At 35.2% G+C, this 26,623-nt stretch carries 28 protein-coding genes and 1 riboswitch; of the genes, 11 read left to right on the forward strand and 17 right to left on the reverse strand.

Features of this window, described 5'->3' with window-relative positions; genetic code table 11:
* Positions 1 to 91 precede the first annotated feature (91 nt).
* Positions 92 to 135, reverse strand: a riboswitch (PreQ1 riboswitch).
* A 420-nt stretch (positions 136 to 555) separates the two neighbouring features.
* Positions 556 to 1,764, forward strand: a complete 1,209-nt coding sequence (locus ACIQ7L_RS04535) for an ATP-binding protein (RefSeq protein WP_400567147.1) — start codon at positions 556 to 558, stop codon at positions 1,762 to 1,764.
* Between the two features lie 11 nt (positions 1,765 to 1,775).
* Here the strand turns inward: ACIQ7L_RS04535 and ACIQ7L_RS04540 are convergent, their stop codons facing one another.
* The 4 genes from ACIQ7L_RS04540 to ACIQ7L_RS04555 all read right to left on the reverse strand — a co-directional run bounded on the left by ACIQ7L_RS04540 (position 1,776) and on the right by ACIQ7L_RS04555 (position 5,583).
* Complete coding sequence (locus ACIQ7L_RS04540) at positions 1,776 to 1,892, reverse strand: DUF6254 family protein (RefSeq protein WP_097899437.1); 117 nt, start codon at positions 1,890 to 1,892, stop codon at positions 1,776 to 1,778.
* Between the two features lie 425 nt (positions 1,893 to 2,317).
* On the reverse strand, positions 2,318 to 2,851 hold the full coding sequence (locus tag ACIQ7L_RS04545) for a DinB family protein (protein WP_400567007.1): 534 nt from the start codon (positions 2,849 to 2,851) through the stop codon (positions 2,318 to 2,320).
* Between the two features lie 140 nt (positions 2,852 to 2,991).
* Positions 2,992 to 4,686, reverse strand: a complete 1,695-nt coding sequence (locus tag ACIQ7L_RS04550; protein WP_400567009.1) for a M3 family oligoendopeptidase — start codon at positions 4,684 to 4,686, stop codon at positions 2,992 to 2,994.
* Positions 4,687 to 5,136: 450 nt separating this feature from the next.
* Positions 5,137 to 5,583: a MarR family winged helix-turn-helix transcriptional regulator gene (locus ACIQ7L_RS04555; RefSeq protein ID WP_400567012.1), complete on the reverse strand. Its 447-nt coding sequence runs from the start codon at positions 5,581 to 5,583 to the stop codon at positions 5,137 to 5,139.
* 240 nt (positions 5,584 to 5,823) lie between these two features.
* Here ACIQ7L_RS04555 and ACIQ7L_RS04560 point away from each other — a divergent pair, with 240 nt between their 5' ends.
* Positions 5,824 to 7,314 carry a DUF3149 domain-containing protein gene (locus tag ACIQ7L_RS04560; RefSeq protein WP_400567013.1) on the forward strand — a complete coding sequence of 497 codons (1,491 nt, stop codon included), beginning with the start codon at positions 5,824 to 5,826 and terminating at the stop codon, positions 7,312 to 7,314.
* 29 nt (positions 7,315 to 7,343) lie between these two features.
* On the opposite strand, the gene ACIQ7L_RS04565 is transcribed toward ACIQ7L_RS04560, so the two are convergent.
* Positions 7,344 to 7,625 carry a Spo0E family sporulation regulatory protein-aspartic acid phosphatase gene (locus ACIQ7L_RS04565; protein ID WP_400567016.1) on the reverse strand — a complete coding sequence of 94 codons (282 nt, stop codon included), beginning with the start codon at positions 7,623 to 7,625 and terminating at the stop codon, positions 7,344 to 7,346.
* A 599-nt stretch (positions 7,626 to 8,224) separates the two neighbouring features.
* On the opposite strand from ACIQ7L_RS04565, the gene ACIQ7L_RS04570 reads away from it, so the two are divergent.
* Positions 8,225 to 8,998: a divergent polysaccharide deacetylase family protein gene (locus ACIQ7L_RS04570; RefSeq protein ID WP_400567018.1), complete on the forward strand. Its 774-nt coding sequence runs from the start codon at positions 8,225 to 8,227 to the stop codon at positions 8,996 to 8,998.
* A gap of 29 nt (positions 8,999 to 9,027) precedes the next feature.
* Here the strand turns inward: ACIQ7L_RS04570 and cbpA are convergent, their stop codons facing one another.
* From cbpA to ACIQ7L_RS04585, 3 genes are all read right to left on the reverse strand, one after another.
* A complete protein-coding gene (cbpA, locus tag ACIQ7L_RS04575; protein WP_097896118.1) occupies positions 9,028 to 9,651 on the reverse strand; it encodes a cyclic di-AMP binding protein CbpA in 624 nt (207 codons plus the stop codon).
* Between the two features lie 119 nt (positions 9,652 to 9,770).
* Positions 9,771 to 10,400, reverse strand: coding sequence for a class II aldolase/adducin family protein (locus ACIQ7L_RS04580; protein WP_400567020.1), 630 nt, complete (start codon positions 10,398 to 10,400; stop codon positions 9,771 to 9,773).
* Between the two features lie 806 nt (positions 10,401 to 11,206).
* Positions 11,207 to 11,359: a hypothetical protein gene (locus ACIQ7L_RS04585; RefSeq protein WP_170958205.1), complete on the reverse strand. Its 153-nt coding sequence runs from the start codon at positions 11,357 to 11,359 to the stop codon at positions 11,207 to 11,209.
* A 173-nt stretch (positions 11,360 to 11,532) separates the two neighbouring features.
* On the opposite strand from ACIQ7L_RS04585, the gene ACIQ7L_RS04590 reads away from it, so the two are divergent.
* On the forward strand, positions 11,533 to 11,868 hold the full coding sequence (locus tag ACIQ7L_RS04590; RefSeq protein ID WP_400567149.1) for a DUF3905 domain-containing protein: 336 nt from the start codon (positions 11,533 to 11,535) through the stop codon (positions 11,866 to 11,868).
* Between the two features lie 37 nt (positions 11,869 to 11,905).
* Here the strand turns inward: ACIQ7L_RS04590 and ACIQ7L_RS04595 are convergent, their stop codons facing one another.
* The 5 genes from ACIQ7L_RS04595 to phaR form a co-directional block, all read right to left on the reverse strand.
* Positions 11,906 to 13,255 carry a TrkH family potassium uptake protein gene (locus tag ACIQ7L_RS04595; RefSeq protein ID WP_400567023.1) on the reverse strand — a complete coding sequence of 450 codons (1,350 nt, stop codon included), beginning with the start codon at positions 13,253 to 13,255 and terminating at the stop codon, positions 11,906 to 11,908.
* Between the two features lie 24 nt (positions 13,256 to 13,279).
* Entirely contained in the window at positions 13,280 to 14,473 is a 1,194-nt protein-coding gene (locus ACIQ7L_RS04600) for an NAD(P)/FAD-dependent oxidoreductase (RefSeq protein WP_400567025.1), read from the reverse strand.
* A 138-nt stretch (positions 14,474 to 14,611) separates the two neighbouring features.
* Complete coding sequence (gene phaC, locus ACIQ7L_RS04605) at positions 14,612 to 15,697, reverse strand: class III poly(R)-hydroxyalkanoic acid synthase subunit PhaC (RefSeq protein WP_400567028.1); 1,086 nt, start codon at positions 15,695 to 15,697, stop codon at positions 14,612 to 14,614.
* Between the two features lie 83 nt (positions 15,698 to 15,780).
* The gene (locus tag ACIQ7L_RS04610) at positions 15,781 to 16,524 is read right to left on the reverse strand and encodes an acetoacetyl-CoA reductase (protein ID WP_400567029.1); all 744 of its coding nucleotides are present in this window, start codon (positions 16,522 to 16,524) and stop codon (positions 15,781 to 15,783) included.
* Positions 16,525 to 17,062: 538 nt separating this feature from the next.
* Positions 17,063 to 17,545: a polyhydroxyalkanoic acid synthase subunit PhaR gene (gene phaR / locus ACIQ7L_RS04615; RefSeq protein ID WP_400567032.1), complete on the reverse strand. Its 483-nt coding sequence runs from the start codon at positions 17,543 to 17,545 to the stop codon at positions 17,063 to 17,065.
* 198 nt (positions 17,546 to 17,743) lie between these two features.
* Here phaR and phaQ point away from each other — a divergent pair, with 198 nt between their 5' ends.
* The 7 genes from phaQ to ACIQ7L_RS04650 all read left to right on the forward strand — a co-directional run bounded on the left by phaQ (position 17,744) and on the right by ACIQ7L_RS04650 (position 23,294).
* On the forward strand, positions 17,744 to 18,196 hold the full coding sequence (gene phaQ / locus ACIQ7L_RS04620) for a poly-beta-hydroxybutyrate-responsive repressor (RefSeq protein WP_400567034.1): 453 nt from the start codon (positions 17,744 to 17,746) through the stop codon (positions 18,194 to 18,196).
* A 42-nt stretch (positions 18,197 to 18,238) separates the two neighbouring features.
* Positions 18,239 to 18,763 (forward strand): polyhydroxyalkanoic acid inclusion protein PhaP, encoded by a 525-nt coding sequence (gene phaP, locus ACIQ7L_RS04625; protein WP_400567036.1) that lies wholly within the window; start codon positions 18,239 to 18,241, stop codon positions 18,761 to 18,763.
* A gap of 101 nt (positions 18,764 to 18,864) precedes the next feature.
* Positions 18,865 to 19,308: a MaoC family dehydratase gene (locus ACIQ7L_RS04630; protein WP_400567038.1), complete on the forward strand. Its 444-nt coding sequence runs from the start codon at positions 18,865 to 18,867 to the stop codon at positions 19,306 to 19,308.
* Between the two features lie 158 nt (positions 19,309 to 19,466).
* On the forward strand, positions 19,467 to 19,652 hold the full coding sequence (locus ACIQ7L_RS04635) for an alpha/beta-type small acid-soluble spore protein (protein WP_400567040.1): 186 nt from the start codon (positions 19,467 to 19,469) through the stop codon (positions 19,650 to 19,652).
* 116 nt (positions 19,653 to 19,768) lie between these two features.
* Positions 19,769 to 21,088, forward strand: coding sequence for a TrkH family potassium uptake protein (locus ACIQ7L_RS04640; RefSeq protein ID WP_400567042.1), 1,320 nt, complete (start codon positions 19,769 to 19,771; stop codon positions 21,086 to 21,088).
* A gap of 291 nt (positions 21,089 to 21,379) precedes the next feature.
* On the forward strand, positions 21,380 to 22,177 hold the full coding sequence (locus tag ACIQ7L_RS04645; RefSeq protein ID WP_400567043.1) for a TerC family protein: 798 nt from the start codon (positions 21,380 to 21,382) through the stop codon (positions 22,175 to 22,177).
* 265 nt (positions 22,178 to 22,442) lie between these two features.
* Positions 22,443 to 23,294, forward strand: a complete 852-nt coding sequence (locus ACIQ7L_RS04650; RefSeq protein WP_400567044.1) for a formate/nitrite transporter family protein — start codon at positions 22,443 to 22,445, stop codon at positions 23,292 to 23,294.
* Positions 23,295 to 23,329: 35 nt separating this feature from the next.
* Here the strand turns inward: ACIQ7L_RS04650 and ACIQ7L_RS04655 are convergent, their stop codons facing one another.
* The 4 genes from ACIQ7L_RS04655 to ACIQ7L_RS04670 all read right to left on the reverse strand — a co-directional run bounded on the left by ACIQ7L_RS04655 (position 23,330) and on the right by ACIQ7L_RS04670 (position 26,623).
* Positions 23,330 to 23,641: a cyclic-phosphate processing receiver domain-containing protein gene (locus ACIQ7L_RS04655; protein ID WP_400567046.1), complete on the reverse strand. Its 312-nt coding sequence runs from the start codon at positions 23,639 to 23,641 to the stop codon at positions 23,330 to 23,332.
* Positions 23,642 to 23,655: 14 nt separating this feature from the next.
* Positions 23,656 to 24,378, reverse strand: a complete 723-nt coding sequence (locus ACIQ7L_RS04660; RefSeq protein WP_400567048.1) for a prepilin peptidase — start codon at positions 24,376 to 24,378, stop codon at positions 23,656 to 23,658.
* 113 nt (positions 24,379 to 24,491) lie between these two features.
* Positions 24,492 to 25,202 (reverse strand): LutC/YkgG family protein, encoded by a 711-nt coding sequence (locus tag ACIQ7L_RS04665; RefSeq protein WP_400567049.1) that lies wholly within the window; start codon positions 25,200 to 25,202, stop codon positions 24,492 to 24,494.
* Complete coding sequence (locus ACIQ7L_RS04670; RefSeq protein WP_400567051.1) at positions 25,202 to 26,623, reverse strand: LutB/LldF family L-lactate oxidation iron-sulfur protein; 1,422 nt, start codon at positions 26,621 to 26,623, stop codon at positions 25,202 to 25,204. Before ACIQ7L_RS04670 ends, ACIQ7L_RS04665 begins: the two co-directional genes overlap by 1 nt.

The following is a 26,623-nucleotide window of genomic DNA, read 5'->3' on the forward strand; positions in this document are numbered from 1 at the left end:
CACTCATTCTCCTTCTCTACTACGAATAAGAAGAAAGAACGTTCTTGAACTGTCACAATAAAAAAACAAAACAATACCTAAGGATATTGTTGTTTCCATAGTTTTTTATAGAGGGAGTTCACGAACCTCTCCCATGTCATACATGGAATTTCTTCTTTCATTGCCAACACATATTGTAACATACTGTATATATCCAGAAAAACATCTGATTTTTCTGTCTTTCATTCAAGGTTAATATTCATTTTTTTGAATTTTAATAGTATGATTATATTGGCATTCAATATAAATCCATTTTCATTTTTCGACATCTAAATCCCTGCGATGCAGAATAAAAAGTAAGCTCCACTCGTTTGCTCGTTCTGTTTTTACTTCGCATGTGGCAGAAAAAGGCCCTGACCGCTTCTATGCATGGCCAGATGCTCTCTCCCACCTAAAAAGAGGGGGTTTATGTCGGTTTTTTAATTGATGTATATATACAAAAATAGAAAGGCGGGCATGCATCTGAAACACTTTATTATTTACCTCTTTTTAAACATATTATCGATCCTCGTTATGATGCTAATGTATCACTTGTTTTGGAATCAAAAAGGGAAACATTCGCCTAAACTGAATTCAACTATATTTATATTATTTTGCAGCGTTGCCACAATTCTTTGTATTTCTTTTGCTGCAAAAACAACTAACGGATTTCAATTTGATATGCGTCATATCGTATTAGTTATCAGTACTTTAACCGGAGGCCCTGTTGCTGGTGGGGCCATTTTAATTGTATTAAACATATACCGTTTCTTAATAGGAGGAATAGGAGTCTTTCCATCCGCCGTCGGTTCTATTCTTTTATATGTCGTCCTACTTTCCACATATAAATTTTTCAACAAAGGATCGAATCATATAAAAATTATACTTGCCATTTTATATAGTCTTACATATGGATTCGTTTGGGTTCCTGCTTTTCTTCTCAAAGTACCTAATTCTGAATACTATCTTCCTTATATTGTTGCGTATGAACTATGTGCAATAATTGGTACAATTCTTATTCTGTATTTATTGAACATACTTCAATTGCAAATTCGTTTACAGGAAGAACTTATTAACGCTGAGAAGTTTCATCTTATCGGGGAAATGGCTGCCTCCATTTCCCATGAAATTCGCAATCCTTTAACTTCAACAAAAGGTTTTTTACAACTTCTACAATCTGACGACTGCTCTGAAAAAGATCGAAAGTTATATACAGAAATAGCTATCCATGGGATTGAACAAGCAAATCATGTTCTTACAGATTATTTAACATTTGCAAAACCAAGTATTGAGAAAGAACAAGTGTTACAACTAGAAGATGAATTACTTCATGCACTATCTCTTATTACGCCACTAGCTAATTTAGCAAATGTTCGTATACATTACATAAAACAAAGTAGCCCGTTTCTTATTTCTGGCGAAAAACAAAAATTCAACCAATGCTTGTTAAATATTCTTAAAAATTGTATTGAAGCTATGCCTAAAGGTGGTGACCTGATTCTCACATTAGTGCCTGATCATAAACATATACGATTGTATATAAAAGACAATGGAATCGGTATGGATCCAGAACAAATGAAACGCCTTGGCTCTCCTTTCTATTCTACGAAAGAGAAAGGAACCGGACTTGGGATGATGGTCGTATTCAGCGTCGTCAAAGCAATGGATGGAAAAATTGATATTACAAGTGAAAAAGGCATTGGTACAACCTTCCTATTAACTTTTCCACTCATACAAAAAACGTGATGAAATGATCATCACGTTTTTTCAGTTTCATCCACAAGTTCAGCAAAAGTCTTTACTTTTCCATGTGGTTTTTGATTTTCTTTTCGCGCTTTCCAAGCACGTTCTTCTTCTTTTTTCTTCTTTGACATACTCTCAGCTCCTTCTTATCCTTCCTCATGTATTATTCCAAAATAAGAAGAAAAAATATGCATTACTCCAATATATAAAGTGAAACTTTAATCAGTGGGGGTTTTCTTCATCCCCCACTGATTATTAGTTGAACGAATCGGGCTTTTACGGGCAGTTGATTCCCCACCTAACTTCTTTGCTTTTGCTGAATTTTGAGGCGGGGATCTTACTGCCCGTTAATGCGGGATAAAACGTTCATTTTCTAATTACTCTTCCTCCCACTAATTATTAGTCCTCACTAGCCGAGCTTTTACAAATGCTCATCTTCATCCTTAGCTTTTTTATTTCCGCTGAAATTAGAGGTGAATGCAAATAGCAAGATAAAATAAAAGAAGTGAACCAACTAGCTATTGGCTCACTTCTTTTATTCCAAATGATACGCACTCTATCTTTGTAAAATAGCATATTTCGCTTCTTTCAATTGCGTAAGATGTCTCTGTTCGTGTAAATCAAGAAATTGAACCCATTGATATAAATTAAGTTCATGAAAAACAGGATGCTTTAATGAATTTTCAAGTAATTCTTTTTCATCTATAACACCATGGAGCGTATGCAATAATTCTTGTCGTGAATGATCAAGTAACTGAATCACTTGCTGTTTTTTCATTAGTGTTTCCGTTGGTTGCATTTGTTGAGGAGCTTCTCGTTTGTGTGTCCGATCAAGAGTAAGCTGGAGGTCTTTGAATGGAGCTTCTTTTCTTTCCTTTTTTTGCAAAGCATATACAAGAGCTGATGTAACAGATTGTTCAATGAGATGTAAATGATGCAAAATTTGAATAATACTCCATTTATCACGCCGAGGCTTCACATTCACTTCTGTATCATTTAGCATCTCAATTTCTGATAGCAGTGTACTTCTTGTAGATTGTAATGATTGCAGCAAAGTTTTTAAACTAACATCCATATTAGATTGAAGCATAATTCTCCCTCCTCTTTTTGGTGAAAAGAGGTGCTTCTTATTTAGAAACACCTCTTTTAGATAAATCTGAATTTTCTTTTATTATCTCATTATTTGATACATGTGTCGATGATAAACCTTAAAAAAACAGTATATGTTTTTTACAATTTTGTGTCATCTACCGCACGTAACCATGCTTGAATCTCCGTAATTACTCCTTGTACACAACCCTCTGTAAATGGAGATGTCAAATTCGCAATTTCTACTAATTGTAGGAAGGATTGACTTCCTCCCTGTTTACAAAGGTTCACATAATCTTCCCATGCTTCCTGTCTATTGTCCCGTGCACGTTTCCAAAATTGTAATGCACAGATTTGAGCTAATGTGTAATCAATATAATAGAAAGGCGAGTTATAAATATGACCTTGACGTTGCCAGAATCCACCACGTTCTAAATAATCATTATCCTCATAGTCTCGATGTGGTAAATACTTTCTCTCTATATTACGCCATGCTGCTTTACGCTCTGCTGGCGATGCCTCTGGATTTTCATATACATAATGCTGGAATTCATCAACAGATACGCCATATGGTAAGAATAACAATGCTGAACTTAAATGAGAGAAATAGTATTTATCTGTATCTTCTTCAAAAAATAATTTCATCCATGGCCATGTGAAAAACTCCATGCTCATAGAGTGAATTTCACACGCTTCATACGTTGGCCAATTATACTCTGGAATTTCGTACTTGCGACTTTCGTATACTTGAAAAGCATGACCAGCTTCATGTGTTAACACATCAATATCACCAGACGTTCCGTTAAAGTTTGAAAAAATGAACGGCGCTTTATAATTTTCAATATATGTACAATAACCGCCGCCAGCTTTTCCCTTTTTCGCAACTAAATCTAATAAATCATTATCTAACATAAAGTTGAAGAATTCATCTGTTTCTTTTGATAATTCTTTATACATCGTCTTTCCATGATTGATAATCCAATCAGCATCTCCCTTTGGAGTTGGATTACCTGTTGCAAATTCAAAGTTTTCATCATAGTAAGCTAGTTTTTCTACACCGATGCGCGCTTTTTGTCTATTTCTTAATTCCGTTGCAACGGGAACAATGTAATCTAATACTTGTTTACGATAATTTGCAACCATTTCCGCATTATAATCTGTGCGATACATTCTTGCATATCCAAGTTCAACAAAGTTTTTAAAACCAAGCGTTTTCGCAATCTTCGTTCTCAATTTAACAAGCTCGTCATAAATACGATCTAGCTCTTCTTCATTTTCTGCCAAGAAGCCATAGTATGCTTCGCTCGCTTCTTTACGTGTATTCCTTTCTGTCCCTTGCATGAAAGGAATAAGCTGTGATAATGTTCTTTCTTCTCCTTCAAACGGAATCTTTGCAGCTGCTAATAGCTGTGTGTATTGTGAAGATAATTTATTTTCCATTTGTAAATCTTTCACAATTTCTTCTGAATATGTTTTTAATTCACATTCTGCTAACGCGAACAATTGATTTCCATAATAAGCTTCTAATTCAGCACGAAACGGAGAGCTTAGCAATGCTTTATAATATTTTATTACGTATCCTTGTGCAACTGGATAAGCTTCATCAAAGAAATCTTGTTCTTCTTTATAAAAAGCATCTGTCGTATCAACAGAATGTCGAATAGAACAAAGCGTTCCCATCGTCCCAAAATCATTGCGAATCTTATTAATAAAACCAATCGCTTGCTTTTGTTCTTCTACTGCTTTCGCATTTTCAAATTGTTCTAAAGCTGTAGTAATTTTTTCTTGTAATTCTTCTGTATTCGGGCGTTTATATTCATAATCTTTAAATGACATAAATGTGTCTCCTCTCAAATTATATGCATCCTTAACTATAATTCCATTTTCATTTCCGATTCTCCTTTTATTCTTCAACAAAATTCGTCAGAAATTTTAATATTTTCTCTATATGTAATTTCAGAAATATAAAGTGACACTTTAATCAATGTTTTTTATCCTCCACTGATGATTACCTTCACCAATCGGACTTTTACAGATCGTTTATCTCCCACCTAACTTCTTTAGAAAAGCGGAAGCGGCTCGCTCAGAACCGCAGGACGCCCACGCCAATGGCAGAGAGACGCCTTTTGCCTCGTCCGAGGGGGGCAAAATGACCGGAGATTCTAGCTGCTAGAGCTGGACAATACTTTCGCCGCATTTTGAAGTGAGAGTATGACTGCCCGTTCATGCGGGATAAACAAAAAAAGCCTTAGATTATTTTCTGTCGAAAGCTTTTTTGAATACCTCTCATTTTTCATATTTTCCAATTTTTTTAAGCAAGGTTAACAATTCATTTTTCTCTTTTTTTGTTAGCATCTCAAAGGCGTGATGTATAACCTTTTCATGATTTGGAAAAATAGAATCGATGAGAGCTTCTCCTGCCTCAGTTAACTGTGCATATATAACACGTCGATCATTCGGACATGGAATTCGTTTCACAAGTCCCTTTTTTTCTAACTTGTCTACAACATATGTAATACTGCCGCTAGCAATTAAAATGCGCTCTCCAATTTGTTGAAGCGGTTGACTCCCTTTATGATATAACAATTCTAATACAGCAAACTCAGTTGGATTTAGTCCGTTACTTCGTATAGATTTATTTGTAGTATCCATAACGGAACGGTGTACACGTGATAATGCAATAAATACTTTTAAAGATTGAGAAATATCTTCTCGCTCATCATTCGATATCATACAATTTCAATCCTTCACTTAAATTCTTAAAAATTAAAGACATTCTACAAAACAAAATAATTCATTACTCGTCATTACAGTCTCCGAGTGATTGTTCACTCATCATTCTGTTCTCTCTACTTTCTTTCCACATTTTTTATGCATATAATAATACTTGCTGGCAATCATGCTTTGAATAAAAACATGACAATTTTAACATAGTTTATATATAATGATAACAAAAAAGAAGGAGTAGCAACTTTGAACGGAAATTTACGAAGCATAGCTTTTTATATACTGCTTGTTATATTACCAACGCTAGGGATTGGTGCGACTTTGTACTCTTATCACTCCTATCAAATGCAACAGGAAAATAAACAAGCTGCTCATACTGCTTTATTTTTATATAGGGACTACCTAGATCATCATATCGGTGAAGCCATGTCCGCCTTAGAAATGCTCGCTATGGTCGTCAGTACCGAAAACATGGATGGCATCAAGCAAATTGTTCATGATACAGATGAAAAAGACGAGCGTTTTTCTGGACTGTATTACACAAATAAAGATGGGCTCATAACAATCGCATCAGAAGGGCTAACAACACCTATTGACGTCTCAGATCGAGCTTATATACAAGAAGCATTTAAATCTAAAAAAACAACTGTATCATCTGTTATTACAGATCGTGTTCTTGGACATCAAGCTATTATGATTGCTACACCAATCTTTACAAAACAAAAGCAAATTTCCGGTTTATTATTAGCCAGTTTGCGTTTTGATTATATATCGTCTGCTTTAAATGCTATTAAACCACAATATCATTTCGAAGTAACCGACCAGTACGGTGTAGTCTTTCTAACGGATGATAACAATGAACCAAGCGGGCAGCATACTAACATGGTTTCTACTCCACTCCAAAAACTAAATTGGGAAGTTTCTGTTTCTCCATTACCTATTCATCAGCAGACTTTATATCAAATGGTCATAGTAGAATGTCTCGTTACTTTATTTTTAATGACAATTTTATTTTTGCGTGTTCAGTATATTCTACTGAAACGTCAAACTAAATTGGAAAGGCAACAAAATGAACTGCAAAAAATTGAATTGGTTGGGACTTTTGCAGCTAGTACTGCTCACGAAATCCGTAATCCCCTTACTGGAATTAAGGGCCTCGTTGCTCTATTAAAAGAAAAATACACCCATGAACAAGATCAGTTCTATTTTTCAATAATTGAGCAAGAAATAGAACGTATCAACGAAATTGTTAGCGAATTTCTTATCCTTGGTAAACCGACAGCAATTACTGAAAAAACATATGATATAAGAGATATTCTCAAAGAAGTTGCAGTAATTATTCAATCCGAAGCAAATCTATATAACATTACGTTTACTTTGAACTTACCAGATTACCCAGTTCATATCCGCTGCTCAAAAGATCATATGAAACAAGTGATTTTAAATATTACAAAAAATGCAATTGAAGCTATGTCATCTGGTGATACATTGGCAATTATAGTAACCAGTAATAAAGAGCACGCGCAATTACAAATTATTGACACTGGAAAAGGTATTCCAAAGCATATTCAAAAACACCTCTTTCATCCGTTCTTTACTAGTAAAGATACCGGGACAGGCCTCGGACTTGTCATATGCAAACGAATCATAGAAATGTATGGTGGACATATTTTGATTGATAGCAAAGAAAATAAAGGAACCACCGTTCAGATAGAACTTCCATTAGATTCAGTATAATTATCCTTCTCTCAGGAGGGTAATTATACTTATTTCATAAAACCAGTCACAAATATTTTCCAAAAAGAACTTGATTTCCCTCCATATCCTATTTGGAAAATGGGTATCTTCCAATATAATGACCATCTTGATGTTTGTTTTTCTTTATAGCGCTGATACTGTAAAATGAGCTTGTCCAATTCTTGGCTCACTTGAATGGTTTCAGTATTATCTAATCCATTCGTTAAACCTAAATGAATCATTTCTTCACGCTTCATACGAATATCACGCGAAAGCTTTTCCATTGTGTACTTCCGTTTTGCTGTAAGCATCCATATCCCCCTCATTGTTCTTCCATACTCTTCACTCCATACATTCAGACTACAAATGTATATCGCGTTTGCATTTGAATACTCAGAAATTTTAACAATTTCTCCCTGTAATTTACAAATCTTTATCTCACTTTGAGAATTATTACAAATTATTCTATCTTTGTAAATACATTCGCAATAATAGACATTTTTTTTATGTTATTTTTTTACAAACTATAGATAAACCCTGCTTTTCTATTTTTCAATTTATTTTTCTTCGACATTTTTTGTTTAATTTAACTAAAAACGCAAATCATAATGATGATTTCATTTTTAGTTAAACGATCTATATAAATCCATTTTAATTTTTCGACATCTAAATCCCTGCTATGCAGAATAAAAAGTAACCTACACTCATTTGCTCGTTCTGTTTTTACTTCGCATGTGGCAGAAAAGGGCCATGACCGCTTCTATGCATGGCCAGATGCTCTCTCCCACCTAAAAAGAGGGGGTTTATGTCGTTTTTTAAATTGATGTATATATAGTTCGTTCTCCCTTGGTTCAATTGGAAAAGATACAACTATATCATTCATCTTGTGAATCAGAAAGGAACATATTATATGCGTAAACCGATCATTACATTCCTACTATTTATTTTAGTCCCTATTCTCATTTTCCCTGTTCAAGCAAGCGCTCATACAAATAAAGTTGCCATTATAATTGATGACTTCGGAAACAATATGAAGGGAACTGAAAAAATGTTATCCCTTCCTATACCACTTACAATTGCTGTTATGCCGTTCCTGCCATCTACTAAACAAGACGCAATAGCTGCACACAAAAAAGGCCATGAAGTTATCATTCACATGCCTATGGAACCAATTAAGGGAAAAAAGGAATGGCTCGGTCCGAGGGCAATTACAACTGATTTAAGTGATGATGAAATTAAAAATCGAATTGAACAGGCCATTCAGGAAGTACCGCATGCAATTGGTATGAACAATCACATGGGATCGAAAGTAACAGCCGACGAAAGAATTATGCGAATCATACTGTCTGTATGTAAAAAGCATGGTCTATTTTATTTAGATAGTAAAACAAATCCAAAAAGCGTAGTACCAAAAATCGGAAAAGAATTAGGTGTTCCTATTGTAGAAAACCAATTATTCTTTGATGACGTCTATACATCATCCCACATTACAAAACAGGCACAGTTACTTCTACAAAAAATTAAAGAAAAGCCCGTTGTAGTAGCTATTGGTCATGTTGGTCCTCCTGGAGAAATTACTTCTCGCGTCATTGAATCGTCTATCCCGAGAGTACGTGAATATGCAGACTTTATTTTTCTATCTGATCTTGCCCTGTCACCACCTCCCGTCTCTAAACAAAAATAGAGAGCAGCCACATAGCTGCTCTCTATTTTCTAAATATAGTCTACATGACTCACCCGAAATCCTTTTCTCTCTATTTTTGCAGTTAATTGCTTTAATGCTTTTTCATTTAGGTCATCTGTTATATTTACAATAACACGACGAATATATTGATCACCATTATCTAATGTCAATAACCCACCAATATGATACGATTTTAAAAGTGTACCAAGTTCTTTAATCGTTCCCTTACAATCTTGTGTTGCAATGGTTAATATATATCCTCCTGTTCGCATGCCAAATGAATCTTCAATAACATCAAATATGTTAGAATGCGTTAAAATACCAACAAACTCATTGTATTCATTCAAAACAGCTAGAAACGGAAGACATCTAATTACATAAAAAGCTCGAAAAAAAGAATCTTTTTCAAAAATAAATGCAGATTGATCTTCCCATATATCTTTCACACGTATATCTTCCAACCCACCATTACATTTCTGTTCTAAAATATCCACTTTATAAATAATCCCTTTAAATTGCTTTTCATCTTCTGCTAATACAGGAATTGCTCGATATCCCTTTTCATTCATGAGCTTTAACGCCTGTTCCCCCGAATCATCACTTTTACAAAAAATCACCTGTTGTTTCGGCAGAAAATGATATTTAACTCGCAAAATACGTTCCTCCCCACATGACGACATGTAATCTATATATAATAAGGAGACCCATATTTTATGAGTGAAATTATTATTAAAACGCTTTCATTTAGTGATTCATAAATAGTGCATATTTTTTACATAACCGAACTCTTTGCTCCTTTAATCATCAATAATTTCACATGATAATTCATTAAATACTCTAGACCTTCTAACCATTTTTTCGTCTCTTCCGGTGTTTTCCCCCAGACAATCATTCCATGATTATAAACAAGCACTGCGCCCCCACCTTCAGTAAAATTTGGAACGTTACTCTCTAATAAATCGGCAAACTTCTGTTCATTTTCTACAATTGGGATTGTAATCCCTTCTATGCCTTCTTTTCCAAAAACACGCCCTACACTACTCTTTTCAAACGTAACTTCTCCTTCTTCTCTATATAACTCTAACAGTAAGTGACTATCTACTGTCTGAACTTGTAAAATACAGTCTGCACTACTTTTTTTGTAAATATCTGCATGCATAAACGATTCAATAGCCGGCTTTTCATCATTTGCAAATACAGGCTCGCACATGCTATTTACTACAATAAAATCTTCTTCAGCAAATAGCCCTTTGTCCCTTCCCTCTATATTTACTAAAAACGTTAATGGTTCTTTCGATGTACACATAGATAAACTAACTTTTGTACCATAAAACCAATCACGAAGTGCCAATTCCATTTTTATATCTCTTAATTCTTTCCACTTCTTTAGAAAAAATAACATTTCGTCACCCCCGTAATAATATCGATATAATAAACGAATCATTTCTATGTAAAAGAATTTATTTTTTGATTATTCTAAAAATTTAATTGAATTATCACATGAGAATGTCTTTTTGTCAATATGATTTCTCCATCTCCTAAAAACAGGATAATATGACATAAAGTGAAACTTTAATCAGTGGGTTTTATAGGCTTTTTATCTTCTACCTAACTTCTTTTCTTTTACCGAATTTTGAGGTGGGAGTATTCCAGCCCGCAAATAGCGGTATAAAGTAACGCTTTAATTAGTAAGCCCCCCCTTCACCGCCTACTAATTATGAACCCTCACCAATCGAACTTTATGTACAGTTTCTCTCCCACATAGTTTCTTTTACTTACACAAAAATATGAAATAACTGGATAAACAAAAAAGCCTTTTTTATAAGGCTTTTTTGTTCATCATTTGAAGTATCTCACTTTTTTCTTGTTCATTAATAACTCGAAGTTTTTGTAGTATGCTCGCGTACAATATGAGTTTATTATATATACGTTCCGACACTTCCTCCCCCTCTTTCCTCAGGTCAACTTTTTTTCTATTGGTAAATTATATGAACAAGTTAGGAAAATGTGTCCATTTTTTGTATAAATACAAATCTTTTTCTATTCGTTTTGTATTCCTATACATATAATAAAGGAAAACTCTAAAGTATAATTCTCATATTTAACTCATCGTCCAGCAAATGGTTTTTTTACAATCTCTTCTAATTATTTCGCTTTTTCCAATTCAATACTTGAGACTCCCAAAAATGAGACGTTTGTAAAAACGCCTCATTTTTTCTTACCTTTTTTCGAATTACGATTTGCATATTTCGCTGGGTTTTCATTTTCATACTCTAGTGCAAATTCTGCATCTGGTAGACTTTCCTTTGGAGTTTTATTATGATTGATTGCCGCGCGCTGTTTTACTTTTCGCTTTACCATCTTATTCACCTTCCCTAACTGTAATAACATCTGACTTTCTATCATAGTTTAAGAAAACATTCAAAAATTATTGCTGGGAAGTGTTAACAAGTACAGAACAAAGTACATATGGGAATACTACATATGAACCAATCATTTACATTTCTCATTATACGGAAGAAGGAACGATTACATTGAAGAAACAACAAAAGATTCATTCACCTATTTTAGATGAAACTCTGCCACATCAAATGAATTTCCCGTCCTTTAAAGGAACAGGAAAACAAATGCAGCAGCCTTTTATTAATCCATATAATGTTGTAATTGGGGACAGTAAATATAATTCCCCAAACAGTCCGCTTAACAATTGGAGTGATGATATTGATCCTGCCATTATGGCCGGAAAAGAATGGATTCATCCAACAAATGATATCGGATGGATTGCAGAAGAAAATCAAGAATTGCTAAAAAATAAAACAGAACAAGCAGAAGACACATTTATGCATCCCCAATTTGGAATTAACGATTAAAAAGCCATTCTGCCTTCACAGGTAGAATGGCTTCATGTTATCCAATAATAATTCTCTCTTTCGGATATTTATAGCGAGGAGGTTGTTCTCTTCCACCACTAGCTAAAATAAATGTTAAAATCCCGACACGCCCAATAAACATAAGAACGATTAATATTAGTTTACCAGGAGTTGTTAAATCTGGGGTGATACCGGTTGATAATCCAGTCGTTCCAAAAGCTGAGCACACTTCAACAACTAAATTCATAAGCGGTACATTTTCTGTAATAGATAAAATCAATAACGCAGAAGCACATAATAAAAACCCCATTGTCATAACAACGGATGCTTTTAAAATATCCTCTTCATGCAATTGCCGTTTAAAGACACGAACTGTTCTTCCACCTTTTGCAAATGAATATAAAGAAAGAATATTAACAGCAAATGTTGTTGTACGTATCCCTCCTCCAACTGAACTTGGCGAAGCACCGATAAACATTAAAATGCTCATAAATAGAAGCGTCGGTTGGGACAAGTCTTGTATATCCATTGTGGCCAACCCACCACTTCTCGTTGTCACAGATTGAAACAATGCATAAAATAACGTTTCATGCCATGATTTTCCATCTAAAAATTGATTTCGCTCTAATAAAAAAATTACAATTGTGCCAACAATAATAAGCGAGAAAAATGTCGTTGCTGTCAATTTTGTAAATAACGAAAATCGAAATAGTTGATGTTTTTTCTTACTTACATACTGTTTTACTTCCATTAATACCGGGAATCCAATTGCTCCTAAAATAATGAGTAGCATATGAATGATTTGTACAATATAGTCTTTTTGGTACGGAATAAGCGATTGACCTGTTAAATCAAAGCCACCGTTTGTTGTCGCACTAACAGAAGCAAAAAAACCATGAAAATAAGCTTCTTTCCACGTTGGAAAATAATGCAAAAACCTTGTTCCTAACAGCAGCGCCCCAACGATTTCTATTGAAATAATTACGATTAAAATAGACCGCATCAAATCAACAAGCCCAGATAAATTTCCTTGGTTATGGTCGGCCATAATTAATCGTCTTCCCTGCAAACCAATTTTTTTACCCGTTATCATCCAAACAAATGTACCAAGTGCCATAATTCCTAAACCACCAAATTGTAAAACAAGCGCTAAAACAATAATCCCCGCTGTACTAAACGTATCAGGAATAGACACAACCGAAAGTCCTGTAACACTTACAGCACTAACAGATGTAAATAAAGCATCTATAAATGTCCACTTTACACCCGGTTTAATAACAAATGGTAAACTTAATAAGATTACCGAAACAATTACTGCTATAAAGTAAAATAAAACGATAAGCTGCACCGGGCGTAATTTTTGTAATAACCTCTTTATCTCTCTCATCCCATCACTTCGCTACCTTTTTTTCTATCGATTAAATAAAGAAAAGTCACTGATTTCTTTATTTGTGAATAATTTCTGAAATAGCTTTGCAAATACCATTCCGTACACAGTTCCATTTCCCCCATACGGTAATGCATAATATAAATTAGGTATCTTTTCATCTTCTTTTAAAATAGGAAGTCCATCATGACTTCCACCAAACGCAGCAGCCCAATAATAGTCAGCTCTTACATTTTTCATATTGGGAAACATTTCTTGTATAATTTTAGTAAGTAAATTTCGTTTATACAATAACTTCGTATCACCAATCTTCTGAAGCTTCATCGTTTCATCCAGTCCACCTACAATAATGCGATTCTTATATGTACGAAAATACAAATAAGGCCGGGCCGTTTCCCAAATTAAAGATTGGTCGTACCATCCATCAAAATGCTCTTGCTCATTTGTCACAATTGCATAGGAAGTCCCTATTGTTGTGTTTCTTTCTTTTTTTCCAAAGAGCGCTTCGTATCCTGTAGCCATAATAACTGATTTCGCTACAATTTTCTTACCTGTTTTTGTGTAACAAATTAAATCTTTTTGCGCAGACTTAATGTGCATAGCCTCTGTATTTTCAAAAATAGTGGCCCCAAGTTGCTTCGCTTTATGTATGAGACCATGAGCTAACATATATGGATTCACTTCTGCATCCCCGTGGGTGCATAGTGCCGCTGGCTTTGTAAATGAATATCGATTTCTAATATCTGCTTCCGTCAAATACTCAACAGGAAATCCGTAATCGCGTAATGTGCAATATTCTTCCTGCAAAAATGAAATATCTTCACTTTGACTTGCATAATATAAACTTTTTCTTGGAATAAAATCAGGATCAATATCTAGCATTGGAACAATACGTTCTAGTGTCTGCAGCGCCTCATAACAAAGCTGATAAGCACGTACACCTTTTTCTTCACCAAATGTATGGATTAGTGAAGTCAATGATTTATCATGAACGAATTGTAGTAACCCTGTATTAGCAGCTGTGCTTCCATTTGCAATTTTCCCTTTACCAATTAGCGTAACACTCATCCCTATCTTCGTTAACAAATACGCAATATGAGCGCCAGCTTCTCCGCTTCCAATAATAAGCACATCACATATCATATCATTTTCTAATAGTGGATAACAAGGCATACAAGCTCCTTGATTCCAAAACAAATTCCCAAATGTTAGTTTCATAACTATACTCCTAAGATGAAATTTCCTCCTTTTATTTTTCGTTATTTCTCAAAAAAAAATCCAGCTAGCACTCGTTAGCTGGATTTTTTATTTCACTTATCACAATAACAAAATTACCTTGTCCTATCGTGTTTCATCTTAATTAGAACGTTCTTCAAGCCAATCCCCAACTGTTGGATATGTTTGTTTTACAGCAGTTCCACCGTATACAACTGACATATGTCCCGTTGGCAAGCACACATATTGTTTATCTGTACTAGAAATATGCTCAAGTAATGCTTCTACTTGACATGGCAAGGCAATATGATCACGTTTTGCTGAAATATTTAATACATTTGCCTTAATATTTTCGAGTTTAACTTTTTGCCCTCGAATTATAAGTTCACCTTTGACTAGTTTATTATTTTGATAAAAGTCGCGAATCCATTGTCGATATGATTCGCCTGGGAACGGGATACCATCTCCGACCCATTTTTGAATGAGTTTCCAGCTTTCTACAAAGCGCTCATTTTCTGAGCGATCAAGTAAAGCAACATACGGACCAACAAAATTTGTAATCGGTTTTAGCATTTTATTTCCAAAATCAATCATTTCCGGTGGTATATTCCCAAACGTATCAACTGCTTTGTCTAAGTTAAAATACTTTTCATCTAATAATGGACCATATAATCCTGTTTCAGAAAAATCAAACGGGCTTGTCATAAAAATCAAATTACGAATTGGCATATGCGGGTGAAGTGCTGCATAAATGGATGTTAGTGTTCCTCCCATGCAGTAACCAAGTAAAGAAATCTCGTCCGATTTTGCAGTTCTCATTACCTTTTTAACTGCTTTTGCAATATAATCGAACACGAAATCATCAAATTTTAAATGACTATCTTCTAAACCAAATGTTCCCCAATCAAGCATATACACATCAAAACCACGATCTACTAAGTATTCCACCAAACTATTTCCTGGTGTTAAGTCCATAATATATGGCTTATTGATTAACGCATAAATCAATAAAATTGGAACTCCGTGTGTTTTTCCTTGTTTTGGAATGTAACGATAAAGCTTCGTTTTATTTTTCGTCCAAATAACCTCTTTTGGCGTTAAACCAACTTGTGGTTCTGGTTCACGTAGTAGAACTTGACTCGCTCTTTTAAAACGACGATATGCTTTTCGATATTCTTCTGGGTATAATTCCAATTGTTTTTCCCATTCTGTTACGAATGTAGTCATTTTTCTATCTCCTTTTTGATTGATTTCCTTCTTCAAGAAAGAAGTGCACTCCTGCTATGGATATGCACTTTCTTCTTACTTCATTACATATATAATCCGCCGTTAATATTTAGTTGCTGCCCTGTGATATACGCTCCATCACGGCACAGGTATACAACACCTTTTGCAATTTCATCTGCTTGTCCGAAACGTTTCTTTGGAATCTTAGAAACGATTTTTTGACGAACATCTTCTGGTACTTCTGCTACCATTTCTGTATCAATAAATCCTGGGCAAATTGCATTTACTGTTACATTCGTTTTCGCAAGCTCTAACGCTAATGATTTTGTAAACCCTAGCATACCTGCTTTTGCTGCTGAGTAGTTTGTTTGACCGAACCCGCCAGCTTGCCCAATAATAGAGGAAATGCTAATGATTCTTCCTTCTTCAGATTCTGTTATGTAAGGAAGTGCTGCACTCGTTGTATTAAACACACTACTTAAATTCACATCGATTACGCGGTCCCAATCTTCTCGATTTAACTTTTTGAATGTACGATCTCTTGTAATACCAGCATTATTGACAAGAATATCAACCTTACCAAAATGATTCACAGCTTCATCCACAAGGCGTTTTGCATCCTCTAGCTTCGACACATCTGCTTGAACTGCATATACATCATGCCCTTTTGTTCCTAACTCGTTTACTAGATTTTCAGCTGCTTCTTTACTGCTATTGTAGTTAATAACAACTTTTGCGCCTTCTTTTGCTAACGCTTCTGTAATCGCTTTTCCAATCCCTTTTGCTCCGCCTGTTACGATCGCTACTTTACCATTTAATTGAACCATTTCTTTTCCCCCTTATTACATTTGTGAACGATAATGAATGAATCAATTTGGCACCCGTATAACGAAGTCCCATATATAATATGTTTTCGCCGTTTATGCTGTCTTAAAAAGAGGTTCTCCCTCCCCTTTTTGAAACATTTAACGTATTTTCGAAAGAAGTCCCCATCTTCAAGCGCGTGACGGGCAAGAGCCCAACGGTAAGGTGGGGATGAATTTTGGTTAGGCATAGCCTAAAATAACTCTTGGCAAATACACGCATGTTTTGCCCATCCATATCAGGATGTAGTTTCCCTTCGCCAATGTTTGTAGGTGTTGGCAACTTCTCATGTAAGAAGGCATGTGGTTGACCGTTCCTTCCCAATCAGAACTGTTACAGAGCCACCATAGAGCCAAGAACTAGGGAATCATTCTTGGGTATGCAACCTACGAACGGAGTCCACGAAAGACTAAGGCTAGACAACCAGGACTTTTTACAAGCCCCCACTTCAAAACGTGTTAGCGTTTAAGTGATGGGTAGTTGACACAAAGCGCTTCTTTATCACTTTCTATTTTCCGGTTTCACCGGTGCTTTTGCTTCTTCTTTTGCAGGCTCTTGCAATTTTGCTAATACTTCATTTTGCTTTTCAAGCAGTTCTAAAATCTTGTCCATTTTATTTTCTAATGTTCTCATATCTTGTTTCACTTTAATTACATCGCGTTTTAGCGTAGGAGGTTGTTCTAAAGAATCTGCTTTCTCTTCCAAAAATTCTTCGATGTTGTCAACTTTATTTTCTAAGTTAATAACAAGCGTAGCTACTCTTGCAATATCTTCTTGAGTTGGCATGTTCACTTTTTCTAAATAGCCCTTTGTTGCATCATTTAACATCTTCTGATAAAACAAGTTCAAATCTAGAACGCTTCCCATCCAAGCAGAATACTCTTCTGTTTTGATTGTTTCATTGAGCGCTTTTCCCCAAAATGTTTCGGTCTGTTCATACACTTCTTTCCATGTTTGTAGTGGATCAAACTTTTGATCAATCACTTCTCCTACACTCCTTTATTCGTATTTGAAACAATTCAACCTATTCACTATTTTCCAATATTCTGAAAAAAAGTTCAAGTCTGTATTTTATTTTTTTCTATATTCTAACAAATGTATTGACTTTAAAAACAGATAAGTGTAAATTGCACTTATAAGCAAAAAATTCCATCTAACTGATTCATGAGGTGATGCACAATCATGCTACATAATGAACCAGAACACCAAGAAAGTTTGGAAAAAAGCCAAGCGAAACAACCAAACTCCATGCCAAAAAACTTCTTAGTTCCCTTCTTACTTCTCTGTCTAAAAGACTGGAGTCTTCACGGTTACAAACTAATTCAAATGCTAATGGACATCGGCTTTTCTTCTGTTGACCAAGGCAATGTTTATCGTACCTTGCGCAAATTAGAAAAAGAAAACCTTATTTCTTCTACTTGGGATACAAGTGAAGGAGGGCCAGCAAAACGAATTTATTCTTTAACAGAATATGGAGAGCAGTATTTAGCAACATGCGCGACCTCTTTTGAACATTATCAAAATATGCTGCGGACATTTTTTACGTTATACACCAACGCTTTCTTTCCATTTTCTACTTCTCCAGAAAAGGATGAAAAAAACTCTTCATCTTCACCTGGTGGTACAGCAGAATAATCTGCGTTCACAATATGTAAAAAAACATTTGGAGGTCAAACCATGGAAACTAAACCATACGAACTTGTCGATGCATTTTGGAAAAATTGGTCACATTCTCTTTCCCTTTTCTCTTCAGCAGGGAAACAATTAGAGCAACTTACTTTAGAAACATTAAAACAACAACAAGATGCTTTGCATAAATTAACAGCAGGAGTTGACGAACTTGAAAAAGAACTACAACAATTCACTGCTCAATTGAACAGCCAATATACAGAATACGTAAAACAATTTACAGGTAACTCCTTAAACGATCAAATTAATGAATGGCAAGAAAAATGGGATGAACTTTCCAATCATATCCATCAGCTTACCGTGTCTCCTACAAAAACATCTTTGTCTATCATTACTCAAACAAGTGGTCAATTTGAAGAAACAACAAAACAATTTATCGAACAACAACAACTTCAACGTGACGAGGTGCAAAAACAACTAGAGGGTTTTTTGGAAGAGTTCAAATCCACACAACTGGAACTCGTAAAAAAGTTCGAGGAAAATTCAAAAAATCTATTCACTTCCATCAAGTAAGAAAAATGTGGAAGCTTACTCCCGGGCAAACGAAACTGTTTCTTCCTCCCATTACATCAAGATGGCTTACATTTTTCAACATGGAAAAAAAGGAGGAAAACATGAATCCATTTCAAGAAGCACAATCTGTTAAGGAGCTTCATTATGATGAGATTCAAGTTGGTGATCAAGCATCACTAACAAAAACGATTACGAATGAAGATATCATCAATTTTGCAAAACTAACTGGAGATGTAAATCCTATTCATATTCTAGATTCTTTTGCAAAAACAACAATATTTAAAGAACGTATTGCACATGGTATGCTTGTTTCAAGCTTTATTTCCACCATTCTTGGAACAAAATTACCTGGAAAAAACACAATTTATTTATCGCAAAATGTTTCATTTCGTGCACCTGTAAAAATCGGCGATACATTGCGTGTAGTCGTAGAGGTTATCAAAAAACGTGATGATAAAAAAATTATTACGTTGCAAACAAATATATATAATCAATTAAATAACATAGTGGTTGAAGGAACAGCAACTATACTAAAAAAAGAGTAGCAAATTAGCTACTCTTTTTTAATATCCAAGAAGTTCTAATCCCTCCGATTACTTCCGTGTATGAGCAGACCTATAACACACACAATAACAGTACCAGTTTATACAGCAAATGATTCAAAACAAAATAAACTGGATTTTAAATAAGGATGTGTCTAACAATGGCAAGAACAAATAAATTACTCGTTCCTGGTGTCGAGCAAGCACTTGAACAATTTAAATATGAAATCGCACAAGAATTTGGTGTAAATTTAGGATCTAATACAGCATCTCGTTCTAATGGATCTGTTGGTGGCGAAGTAACAAAACGTCTTGTTTCTTTAGCTCAACAACAATTACGTGGATAATCTTATAAACAATGGCTTCTGGGGGCAGATACAGTCTGTCCCCTTTCCTTTTCAACATACATTGCAATCCTTTTTCACATACTACAAAAAGCAAACCGAAAGGAGAGGTGTACGATATGAAACGGATTAACATCGGAATGAGTCCACCACGTGTACTCACTCTATCTTTTATTACGCTATCTATTATCGGAACATGCCTATTAAAACTTCCCATTGCTACTACAACTTCTATTTCTTGGCTAGATGCCCTATTTACAACCGTTTCTGCATTTACAGTTACGGGACTCGGTGTTGTTGATACTGGAAAAGTATTCACCTTGTTTGGCCAACTTGTCATTTTAACACTCATACAAGTTGGCGGTCTTGGCATTATGAGCTTTGCTATATTGATCGCGATTATGCTCGGGAGAAAAATCGGTCTCCAAAATCGGATTTTACTACAACAAGCATTAAACCAAACGAACATCGGAGGCGTTATCCGCCTTGCAAAATCATTATTTCTATTTTCTTTTACTGTTGAATGTTTCGCTACCCTTCTTCTTGCTTTTGAATGGATTCCAAAATACGGTGTTTCTCATGGACTATATTATAGTTTTTTTCATGCCATTTCGGCATTTAACAACGCAGGTTTTTCTCTTTGGACTGATAATTTAATGTCCCACTCACATAGCATTCTCGTCAATATAGTCATTTCTTCTCTCATCATTTTAGGAGGAATAGGTTTCACAGTCATAGTAGATATAAAACGAAAAAAAAATTTTAAAAACCTTACCTTACACTCTAAGCTTATGCTCTCTTCTACCCTTATTGTAAATATAGGTGCTACGATTTTAATTTTGATATTTGAATTTGATAATCCTGTTTCTATGAAAGGCTTTACGCCATTTGAAGAAGGAATGGCTGCTTATTTTCAAGCTATTTCTACACGTACAGCTGGTTTTAATACTGTTGACATAGCGCAATTATCAAAACCTTCTCTTTTATTAATGATGCTCCTCATGTTCATTGGGGCTGGCAGTGCTTCGACAGGTGGAGGTATTAAATTAACAACTTTTTTAATTATGTTATTAGGCGTAGTAAAATTTTTGCGAGAGCAAGATGATATTGTTATTTTCAAAAAATCCATTAAAGATGCCCTTATCGTCAAGGCATTGACAATTGCAGTCATTTCAATCTTATTTATCTTCTTTTCTATTTTAATTTTAAGTATTACAGAACAAGTTCCTCTATTAATGAGTGCATTTGAAGTATTTTCAGCATTTGGAACTGTTGGCCTAAGCATGGGGCTTACTCCGCATTTAACAATAATCGGAAAAATAATCATTGTATTTATGATGTTTTTTGGGAAAATGGGTCCGTTAACGTTAGCATTTTCTTTTGCTCGTAAAAAACAAAGAAAAATAAAATATCCAAATGAAGATATTTTAACGGGTTGACAACCAATTTTATTATCTATATAATGAAAATACAATAACATATCTCCAAAGGGGAGTAGCGTCCAAGAATGTATTCTTGGAAACAAAGTCGTCATTACGTAGAACATAGTTCTTCCGGCTTTGTTGGCATTTTTATTACATATGTCTAGCAAGACCTTTGCCTATCAACGGCAGAGGTCTTTTTTGCATTCTTTTCCAATTTCTTCCACCGCTGATAGGCAGGAGTATGAGAAAACGAAACAGTGCGAAAACTTATTTGCCTGTTTCAGCACAAATGAGAGGAGAATGTACATGGATGTAGCATTACTACTACAGTATGGTTGGGTATTACTTATTTTAATTGCACTAGAGGGGATTCTAGCAGCAGATAACGCGCTTGTCCTTGCAATCATGGTGAAACATTTACCAGAAGAAAAACGAAAAAAAGCATTATTTTATGGATTAGCAGGAGCTTTTGTTTTCCGATTTGGATCATTGTTTATGATTTCTTTCTTAGTCGACGTATGGCAAGTGCAAGCAATCGGTGCAGTTTACCTCATGTTTATCGCTGGTAACCATTTATTTAAAACATACGTCAAAAAGAATGCACATGAAGAAACAGAAGAAAAAGAAACAAAGAAAAAACAAGAAAATTTTTGGTGGACTGTATTCAAAGTGGAAGTTGCTGATATCGCCTTCGCAGTGGACTCTATTTTGGCGGCTGTCGCATTAGCGATGACTTTACCTAAAACAGGTTTAGGTACAATTGGTAGCCTCGATACAGGGCAATTCCTTGTTATTTTTGTTGGTGGTCTAATTGGTTTAATCATTATGCGATTTGCTGCATCTGCTTTCGTACAATTATTAAAACGCAAGCCAGGTTTAGAAACAGCCGCTTTCTTAATCGTTGGTTGGGTTGGTGTAAAACTAGCGGTTTATACATTAGCACACCCAGCCCTAGGCATAATTCCACACGGATTCCCAGAATCTGCTCCATGGAAAATCACATTCTGGCTTGTATTAATCGGAATTGCAATGGGTGGTTGGTTCTTATCTAAAGATACAGAAAGTCAAAAAGCACAAAAGAATTTGGATGAAAAAGCGCTGTAACAACAGCGCTTTTTTCTGTACCTTACAATAAACTTACTGTTCAAAAACAAAAAACTTAAAATTTCACACGCTTTTATGAAATCCTCTTCTCTGAATTTGGAAATACATGACATTATATCACTAATTGTTAGCGCTTTCATAGTTAAGGTATGTCCTTTTTGTGAAATATTGCACAAACTTATTGAAACTAAGAACAAATACGTGTACCTTATTCATATAAAAAGGATTTACAGACACTGTACTGTACTAAAGGAGCGTATGATTTATGCTAGAACAAGGAGTAGCTTACGTTGTACAACTTGCGCAAAAGAAAAAACAAATGCTGGATACAAATCCGATGCAATATTTCATTCGCGCTGCACTAGCTGGCATCTATATTGGTTTTGTTATTGTACTATGCTTTAAATTAGGTAATTTTTTTAACGTAGCGAATTCACCAGGAACATACTTAGCTGAATCCATGTTTTTTGGAATTGCCCTCATATTAATTATATATGGTGGTGCTGAGTTATTCACAGGAAATACAATGTATTTTACAGTCGCGACTCTAAGAAAAGAAACAACAATTGTCGATACACTTCGCAATTGGATTGCTTGTTATGCAGGCAACTTAGCAGGTGCACTATTTTTTGCATTGCTATTCTATGCAGCTGGTATTTTTGGAGCAATTGATCATAAACATTTGCTAAATACAGTCGTCGCAGGAAAAATGGCGACACCTACAATACAATTATTTTTCAAAGCTATTTTATGTAACTGGCTCGTGTGTCTCGCCTGTTTCCTTCCTTCTCAAGTAAAAGGCGATACAGCAAAAATACTTGTTATAATGCTTCTTGTTTTTACTTTCTTCTTATCTGGTTATGAACATAGCATTGCAAACTTATCATTATTTGCAATATCTTTATTGTCACCACATCCTGATACAGTTACTTTTGCTGGCGCTATTCATAATTTAATTCCAGTTACAATCGGTAACATTATTGGCGGTTCTGTATTTGTGGGTATGGTGTATCACTATTTAACACAAAAAAGTCCGGAGTCTAAAGCGGCGGAAGATCAATTAGAAACTGTTCCACAAGAAGAAATCATTCCTTTACAGGCGCATATAAAACAATAACAAAAAATTCCAAGGAACACCTTGGGATTTTTTTGTTAACTGCCGGTACACTTCACAACAATATTAGATTGAATCTCACCTTTCTCTTTGCCCTTCTTTATTCTATTTAGCATATGATGCATACCAATTACATCATTTGTGTGCAAATGAACTTCTTTTACATATAAACCTTCCGTACAAAAAACTTCTAGAAATTCCAAACCATTTTTCTGACGCCATCCCATATTAAAATCAAGTGATAAAATATCTACATCATTGTTTCGTACAAAATCCAAAGCCGTTTCTACAGTTGTCGCCAAGGTATATCCGAACGGACTAGTTCTTTGGTCATCCATATATACATTCATTCTCTATTTCTCCTTTATTCCCAATATACCATCATCAAATAGCATATTGTTCCGAGTGCAATAAAAGGTCCAAAGGGTAGTGGTTCCCTTGCATTCATACGCTTTAGTAACATACATATTCCAAAAAAGCAAAGACTTAAGCAAGAAGCTAAACAAAGCGTCATCAAAATCCCTTTCGTTCCTATTATAAATCCAAGTAACGAAAGCAGTTTTACATCTCCTCCTCCAAGCCCATTTGGATATATGAGCCGAACAAGATATAACACAAGCAATATAATTCCCCCGCCAACTAAACCATCCGTCCAAGAAACTAGTGGAATAAAAATACGTTCTACAATAAATAAACAAGCAAAACAGAATAAAATGACATTTGGAATTATCATATACAAAAGATCTGTCACTGTAATAATAATGAGCAACGAAACTAACGTCCATACAACTATTAGCTCTTTATCCATACCAATGACACATGCTGAAATTAAAAATAGACTTCCCGTTATCAACTCAAACAATATATAAGTACAGGGTATTTTCATTTTGCAATACGTACAACACCCCTTTTGTATGCAAAATGAAATAATGGGAATAAGTTCTCTTGGCTTTAGTGTATGCTGACAATAATGGCAAGAAGAACGAGGCGTAATAATAGATTCTCCTTTTGGAATTCTTATAGCTACAACCATATAAAAAGAACCGAGCACCGCTCCTATTAAAAATGCATATACATAAAGTAACATATCATCGTCCCCTTTCTCTAAAAATATAGCAAAAAAGAGGATACTACTTCTAATCACTGTTATCTTTATTCTACTAAAAAAGCAGACCATTTTCTGGTCTGCTTTTCCTCATTTTATACTACAAGATAAAATGCTTTTAATGGTCCATGTACACCGACAACAAGATTCATTTCAATATCAGCTGAGTTACTTGGACCTGTTATAAAGTTAATACAAGATGCAACTTCTTCCCCATTCTCTACACGTGAATTCATCTCCTGAACCGCTTGTGTAATACGAGGTACAATTGTTTCACGAGGAATAATAGCAACATACACAGTAGGTAGGAAGTGTAAAGAACGCCCTTGGCCTTTATGACTCTGTACAACAATCGTACCGGATTCTGCTAACGTATAATCACTAAATGCAATCCCAACATTCGCTTTTTCAGCTAAGCGAACATTTTCTTCTTTTTTTTCCGGATTCCAAATGTTCACTTCAACATTTTGACTTGGAAGTTCTTCCGTAAATAACGCTGTCAAACCGTACGCTTCAAAACGCTTGTCTTCCGATAACAGAATAGGTCCGCCGCCATTTTCAGCAATTACTTTTTGAATCGCTGCACTTAAATCATTCTTTGTCGTTTCAATGACAGTCGTATGAATGTTTGTACATTGCTTTTTAAACACTTCTAGCAATTCTTCTTCTGAATAATCTTTTAACGTTTCTACATTTATATTATTTTTCCATACCGGGCGCTTTACACCTTCTGTTCTCTGCTCACGTCCAAGCTCTTTCGCAATATTTTCTAGAAAGGAATCACGGTTTTGAATTGTACCTGTCATCAGTTATTCCCGCCTTTCTTATGATCTTTATACCAATCACGGAATCTTTCTTTACTTGGGGCTGGGAACTCACGAATATCCGTCCAATTTTTCAGTGGTCCTACACCTTTCGTTACACGATTACCAGATGTAAATGGACTCATTGCAGTCGGAGCCATTTTAGAACCCATTTTATATAAAGCTGCTGAAGAAGCACCCATACTAAACATCTTCATTGCTAGTTTTTCTGCCAGTGGTGCACGTCCTTCTTTCTCAACAATGACCTGACGATGTTTTAGTAACAAGTCATGCAATGGAATTTTTACTGGACATGCTTCTGTACATGCTCCGCACAGACTAGATGCATATGGAAGTTCTTTATAATCATCATAACCACCTAAAAGTGGTGTTAACACAGCTCCAATTGGTCCTGGGTAAATTGATCCGTAAGAATGTCCACCAACATGACGATATACAGGACACACATTAATACATGCTGCACAGCGAATACATTGTAAGACTTGACGGAATTCTGAACCTAAAATTTCAGAACGTCCATTATCTACAACAACTAAATGGAATTCCTCCGGTCCATCTACCTCTTCTTCTTGAATCGGGCCAGCTACTGTTACATAACTCGTTAGTTTTTGACCTACTGCACTACGGCATAGTAAACCAACTAAAACATCAAGTTCTTCCATCGTTGGAACCATACGTTCCATACCCATTACCGCAATTTGTGTTTTTGGAATAGACATAACGAGATCTGCGTTCCCCTCATTTGTTACTAAACAAAGAGAACCAGTATTTGCAACTGCAAAGTTACAGCCTGTTACCCCAATTTCAGCATCCATAAATTTTTTGCGAAGGTGCTTACGAACAAACTTCGTCATTTCATATGGATCATCAGAGTTTTCATATCCTAATTTTTCTTTAAATACATCACGAATTTGCGTTTTATTTTTATGAAGTGCTGGTGCAACAATGTGAGATGGTGGATCATTATCCACTTGTAAAATATATTCTCCTAAGTCACTCTCAACAACTTCGCAACCGATTTCTTCAAGCGCATGATTCATACTAATTTCTTCGGTTACCATCGATTTCGATTTCACAACTTTTTTCGCTTGTTTCTTTTTCGCTACTTCTTGAATATATTGTGCGGCTTCTTCTTTTGTTTTCGCAAAGAAAACATGCCCGCCTCTTTTTGATACATTTTCACTCAGTTGCATCAAATAATAATCTAGATTTTCCAGCGTATGCTGACGAATTTGTTCACCAAGTTCACGCCACTCTTCCCAGTTTCCTAATTCATCTGCTGCTTTTAATCGATTTGTATATAAACGCGTTTGTGCAGAAGATACTGCTCCGCGCATAAACGAATCTTGAATTCCATCGCCAACACGATCATTAAATTTTTTCTCACTGATTTTCATAGACAT

The organism is Bacillus sp. NPDC094106, from assembly GCF_044764345.1.
Classification (GTDB): Bacteria; Bacillota; Bacilli; order Bacillales; family Bacillaceae_G; genus Bacillus_A.

Coding starts and splice junctions, on each gene's coding strand:
- ACIQ7L_RS04535 (WP_400567147.1), top strand. CDS start 556: ATGCTAATGTATCACTTGTTTTGGAATCAAAAAGGGAAACATTCGCCT.
- ACIQ7L_RS04540 (WP_097899437.1), bottom strand. CDS start 1,892: ATGTCAAAGAAGAAAAAAGAAGAAGAACGTGCTTGGAAAGCGCGAAAA.
- ACIQ7L_RS04545 (WP_400567007.1), bottom strand. CDS start 2,851: ATGCTTCAATCTAATATGGATGTTAGTTTAAAAACTTTGCTGCAATCA.
- ACIQ7L_RS04550 (WP_400567009.1), bottom strand. CDS start 4,686: ATGTCATTTAAAGATTATGAATATAAACGCCCGAATACAGAAGAATTA.
- ACIQ7L_RS04555 (WP_400567012.1), bottom strand. CDS start 5,583: ATGATATCGAATGATGAGCGAGAAGATATTTCTCAATCTTTAAAAGTA.
- ACIQ7L_RS04565 (WP_400567016.1), bottom strand. CDS start 7,625: ATGCTTACAGCAAAACGGAAGTACACAATGGAAAAGCTTTCGCGTGAT.
- ACIQ7L_RS04570 (WP_400567018.1), top strand. CDS start 8,225: ATGCGTAAACCGATCATTACATTCCTACTATTTATTTTAGTCCCTATT.
- ACIQ7L_RS04580 (WP_400567020.1), bottom strand. CDS start 10,400: ATGTTATTTTTTCTAAAGAAGTGGAAAGAATTAAGAGATATAAAAATG.
- ACIQ7L_RS04585 (WP_170958205.1), bottom strand. CDS start 11,359: ATGGTAAAGCGAAAAGTAAAACAGCGCGCGGCAATCAATCATAATAAA.
- ACIQ7L_RS04595 (WP_400567023.1), bottom strand. CDS start 13,255: ATGAGAGAGATAAAGAGGTTATTACAAAAATTACGCCCGGTGCAGCTT.
- ACIQ7L_RS04600 (WP_400567025.1), bottom strand. CDS start 14,473: ATGAAACTAACATTTGGGAATTTGTTTTGGAATCAAGGAGCTTGTATG.
- phaC (WP_400567028.1), bottom strand. CDS start 15,697: ATGACTACATTCGTAACAGAATGGGAAAAACAATTGGAATTATACCCA.
- ACIQ7L_RS04610 (WP_400567029.1), bottom strand. CDS start 16,524: ATGGTTCAATTAAATGGTAAAGTAGCGATCGTAACAGGCGGAGCAAAA.
- phaQ (WP_400567034.1), top strand. CDS start 17,744: ATGCTACATAATGAACCAGAACACCAAGAAAGTTTGGAAAAAAGCCAA.
- phaP (WP_400567036.1), top strand. CDS start 18,239: ATGGAAACTAAACCATACGAACTTGTCGATGCATTTTGGAAAAATTGG.
- ACIQ7L_RS04630 (WP_400567038.1), top strand. CDS start 18,865: ATGAATCCATTTCAAGAAGCACAATCTGTTAAGGAGCTTCATTATGAT.
- ACIQ7L_RS04635 (WP_400567040.1), top strand. CDS start 19,467: ATGGCAAGAACAAATAAATTACTCGTTCCTGGTGTCGAGCAAGCACTT.
- ACIQ7L_RS04640 (WP_400567042.1), top strand. CDS start 19,769: ATGAAACGGATTAACATCGGAATGAGTCCACCACGTGTACTCACTCTA.
- ACIQ7L_RS04645 (WP_400567043.1), top strand. CDS start 21,380: ATGGATGTAGCATTACTACTACAGTATGGTTGGGTATTACTTATTTTA.
- ACIQ7L_RS04650 (WP_400567044.1), top strand. CDS start 22,443: ATGCTAGAACAAGGAGTAGCTTACGTTGTACAACTTGCGCAAAAGAAA.
- ACIQ7L_RS04655 (WP_400567046.1), bottom strand. CDS start 23,641: ATGAATGTATATATGGATGACCAAAGAACTAGTCCGTTCGGATATACC.
- ACIQ7L_RS04660 (WP_400567048.1), bottom strand. CDS start 24,378: ATGTTACTTTATGTATATGCATTTTTAATAGGAGCGGTGCTCGGTTCT.
- ACIQ7L_RS04665 (WP_400567049.1), bottom strand. CDS start 25,202: ATGACAGGTACAATTCAAAACCGTGATTCCTTTCTAGAAAATATTGCG.
- ACIQ7L_RS04670 (WP_400567051.1), bottom strand. CDS start 26,623: ATGTCTATGAAAATCAGTGAGAAAAAATTTAATGATCGTGTTGGCGAT.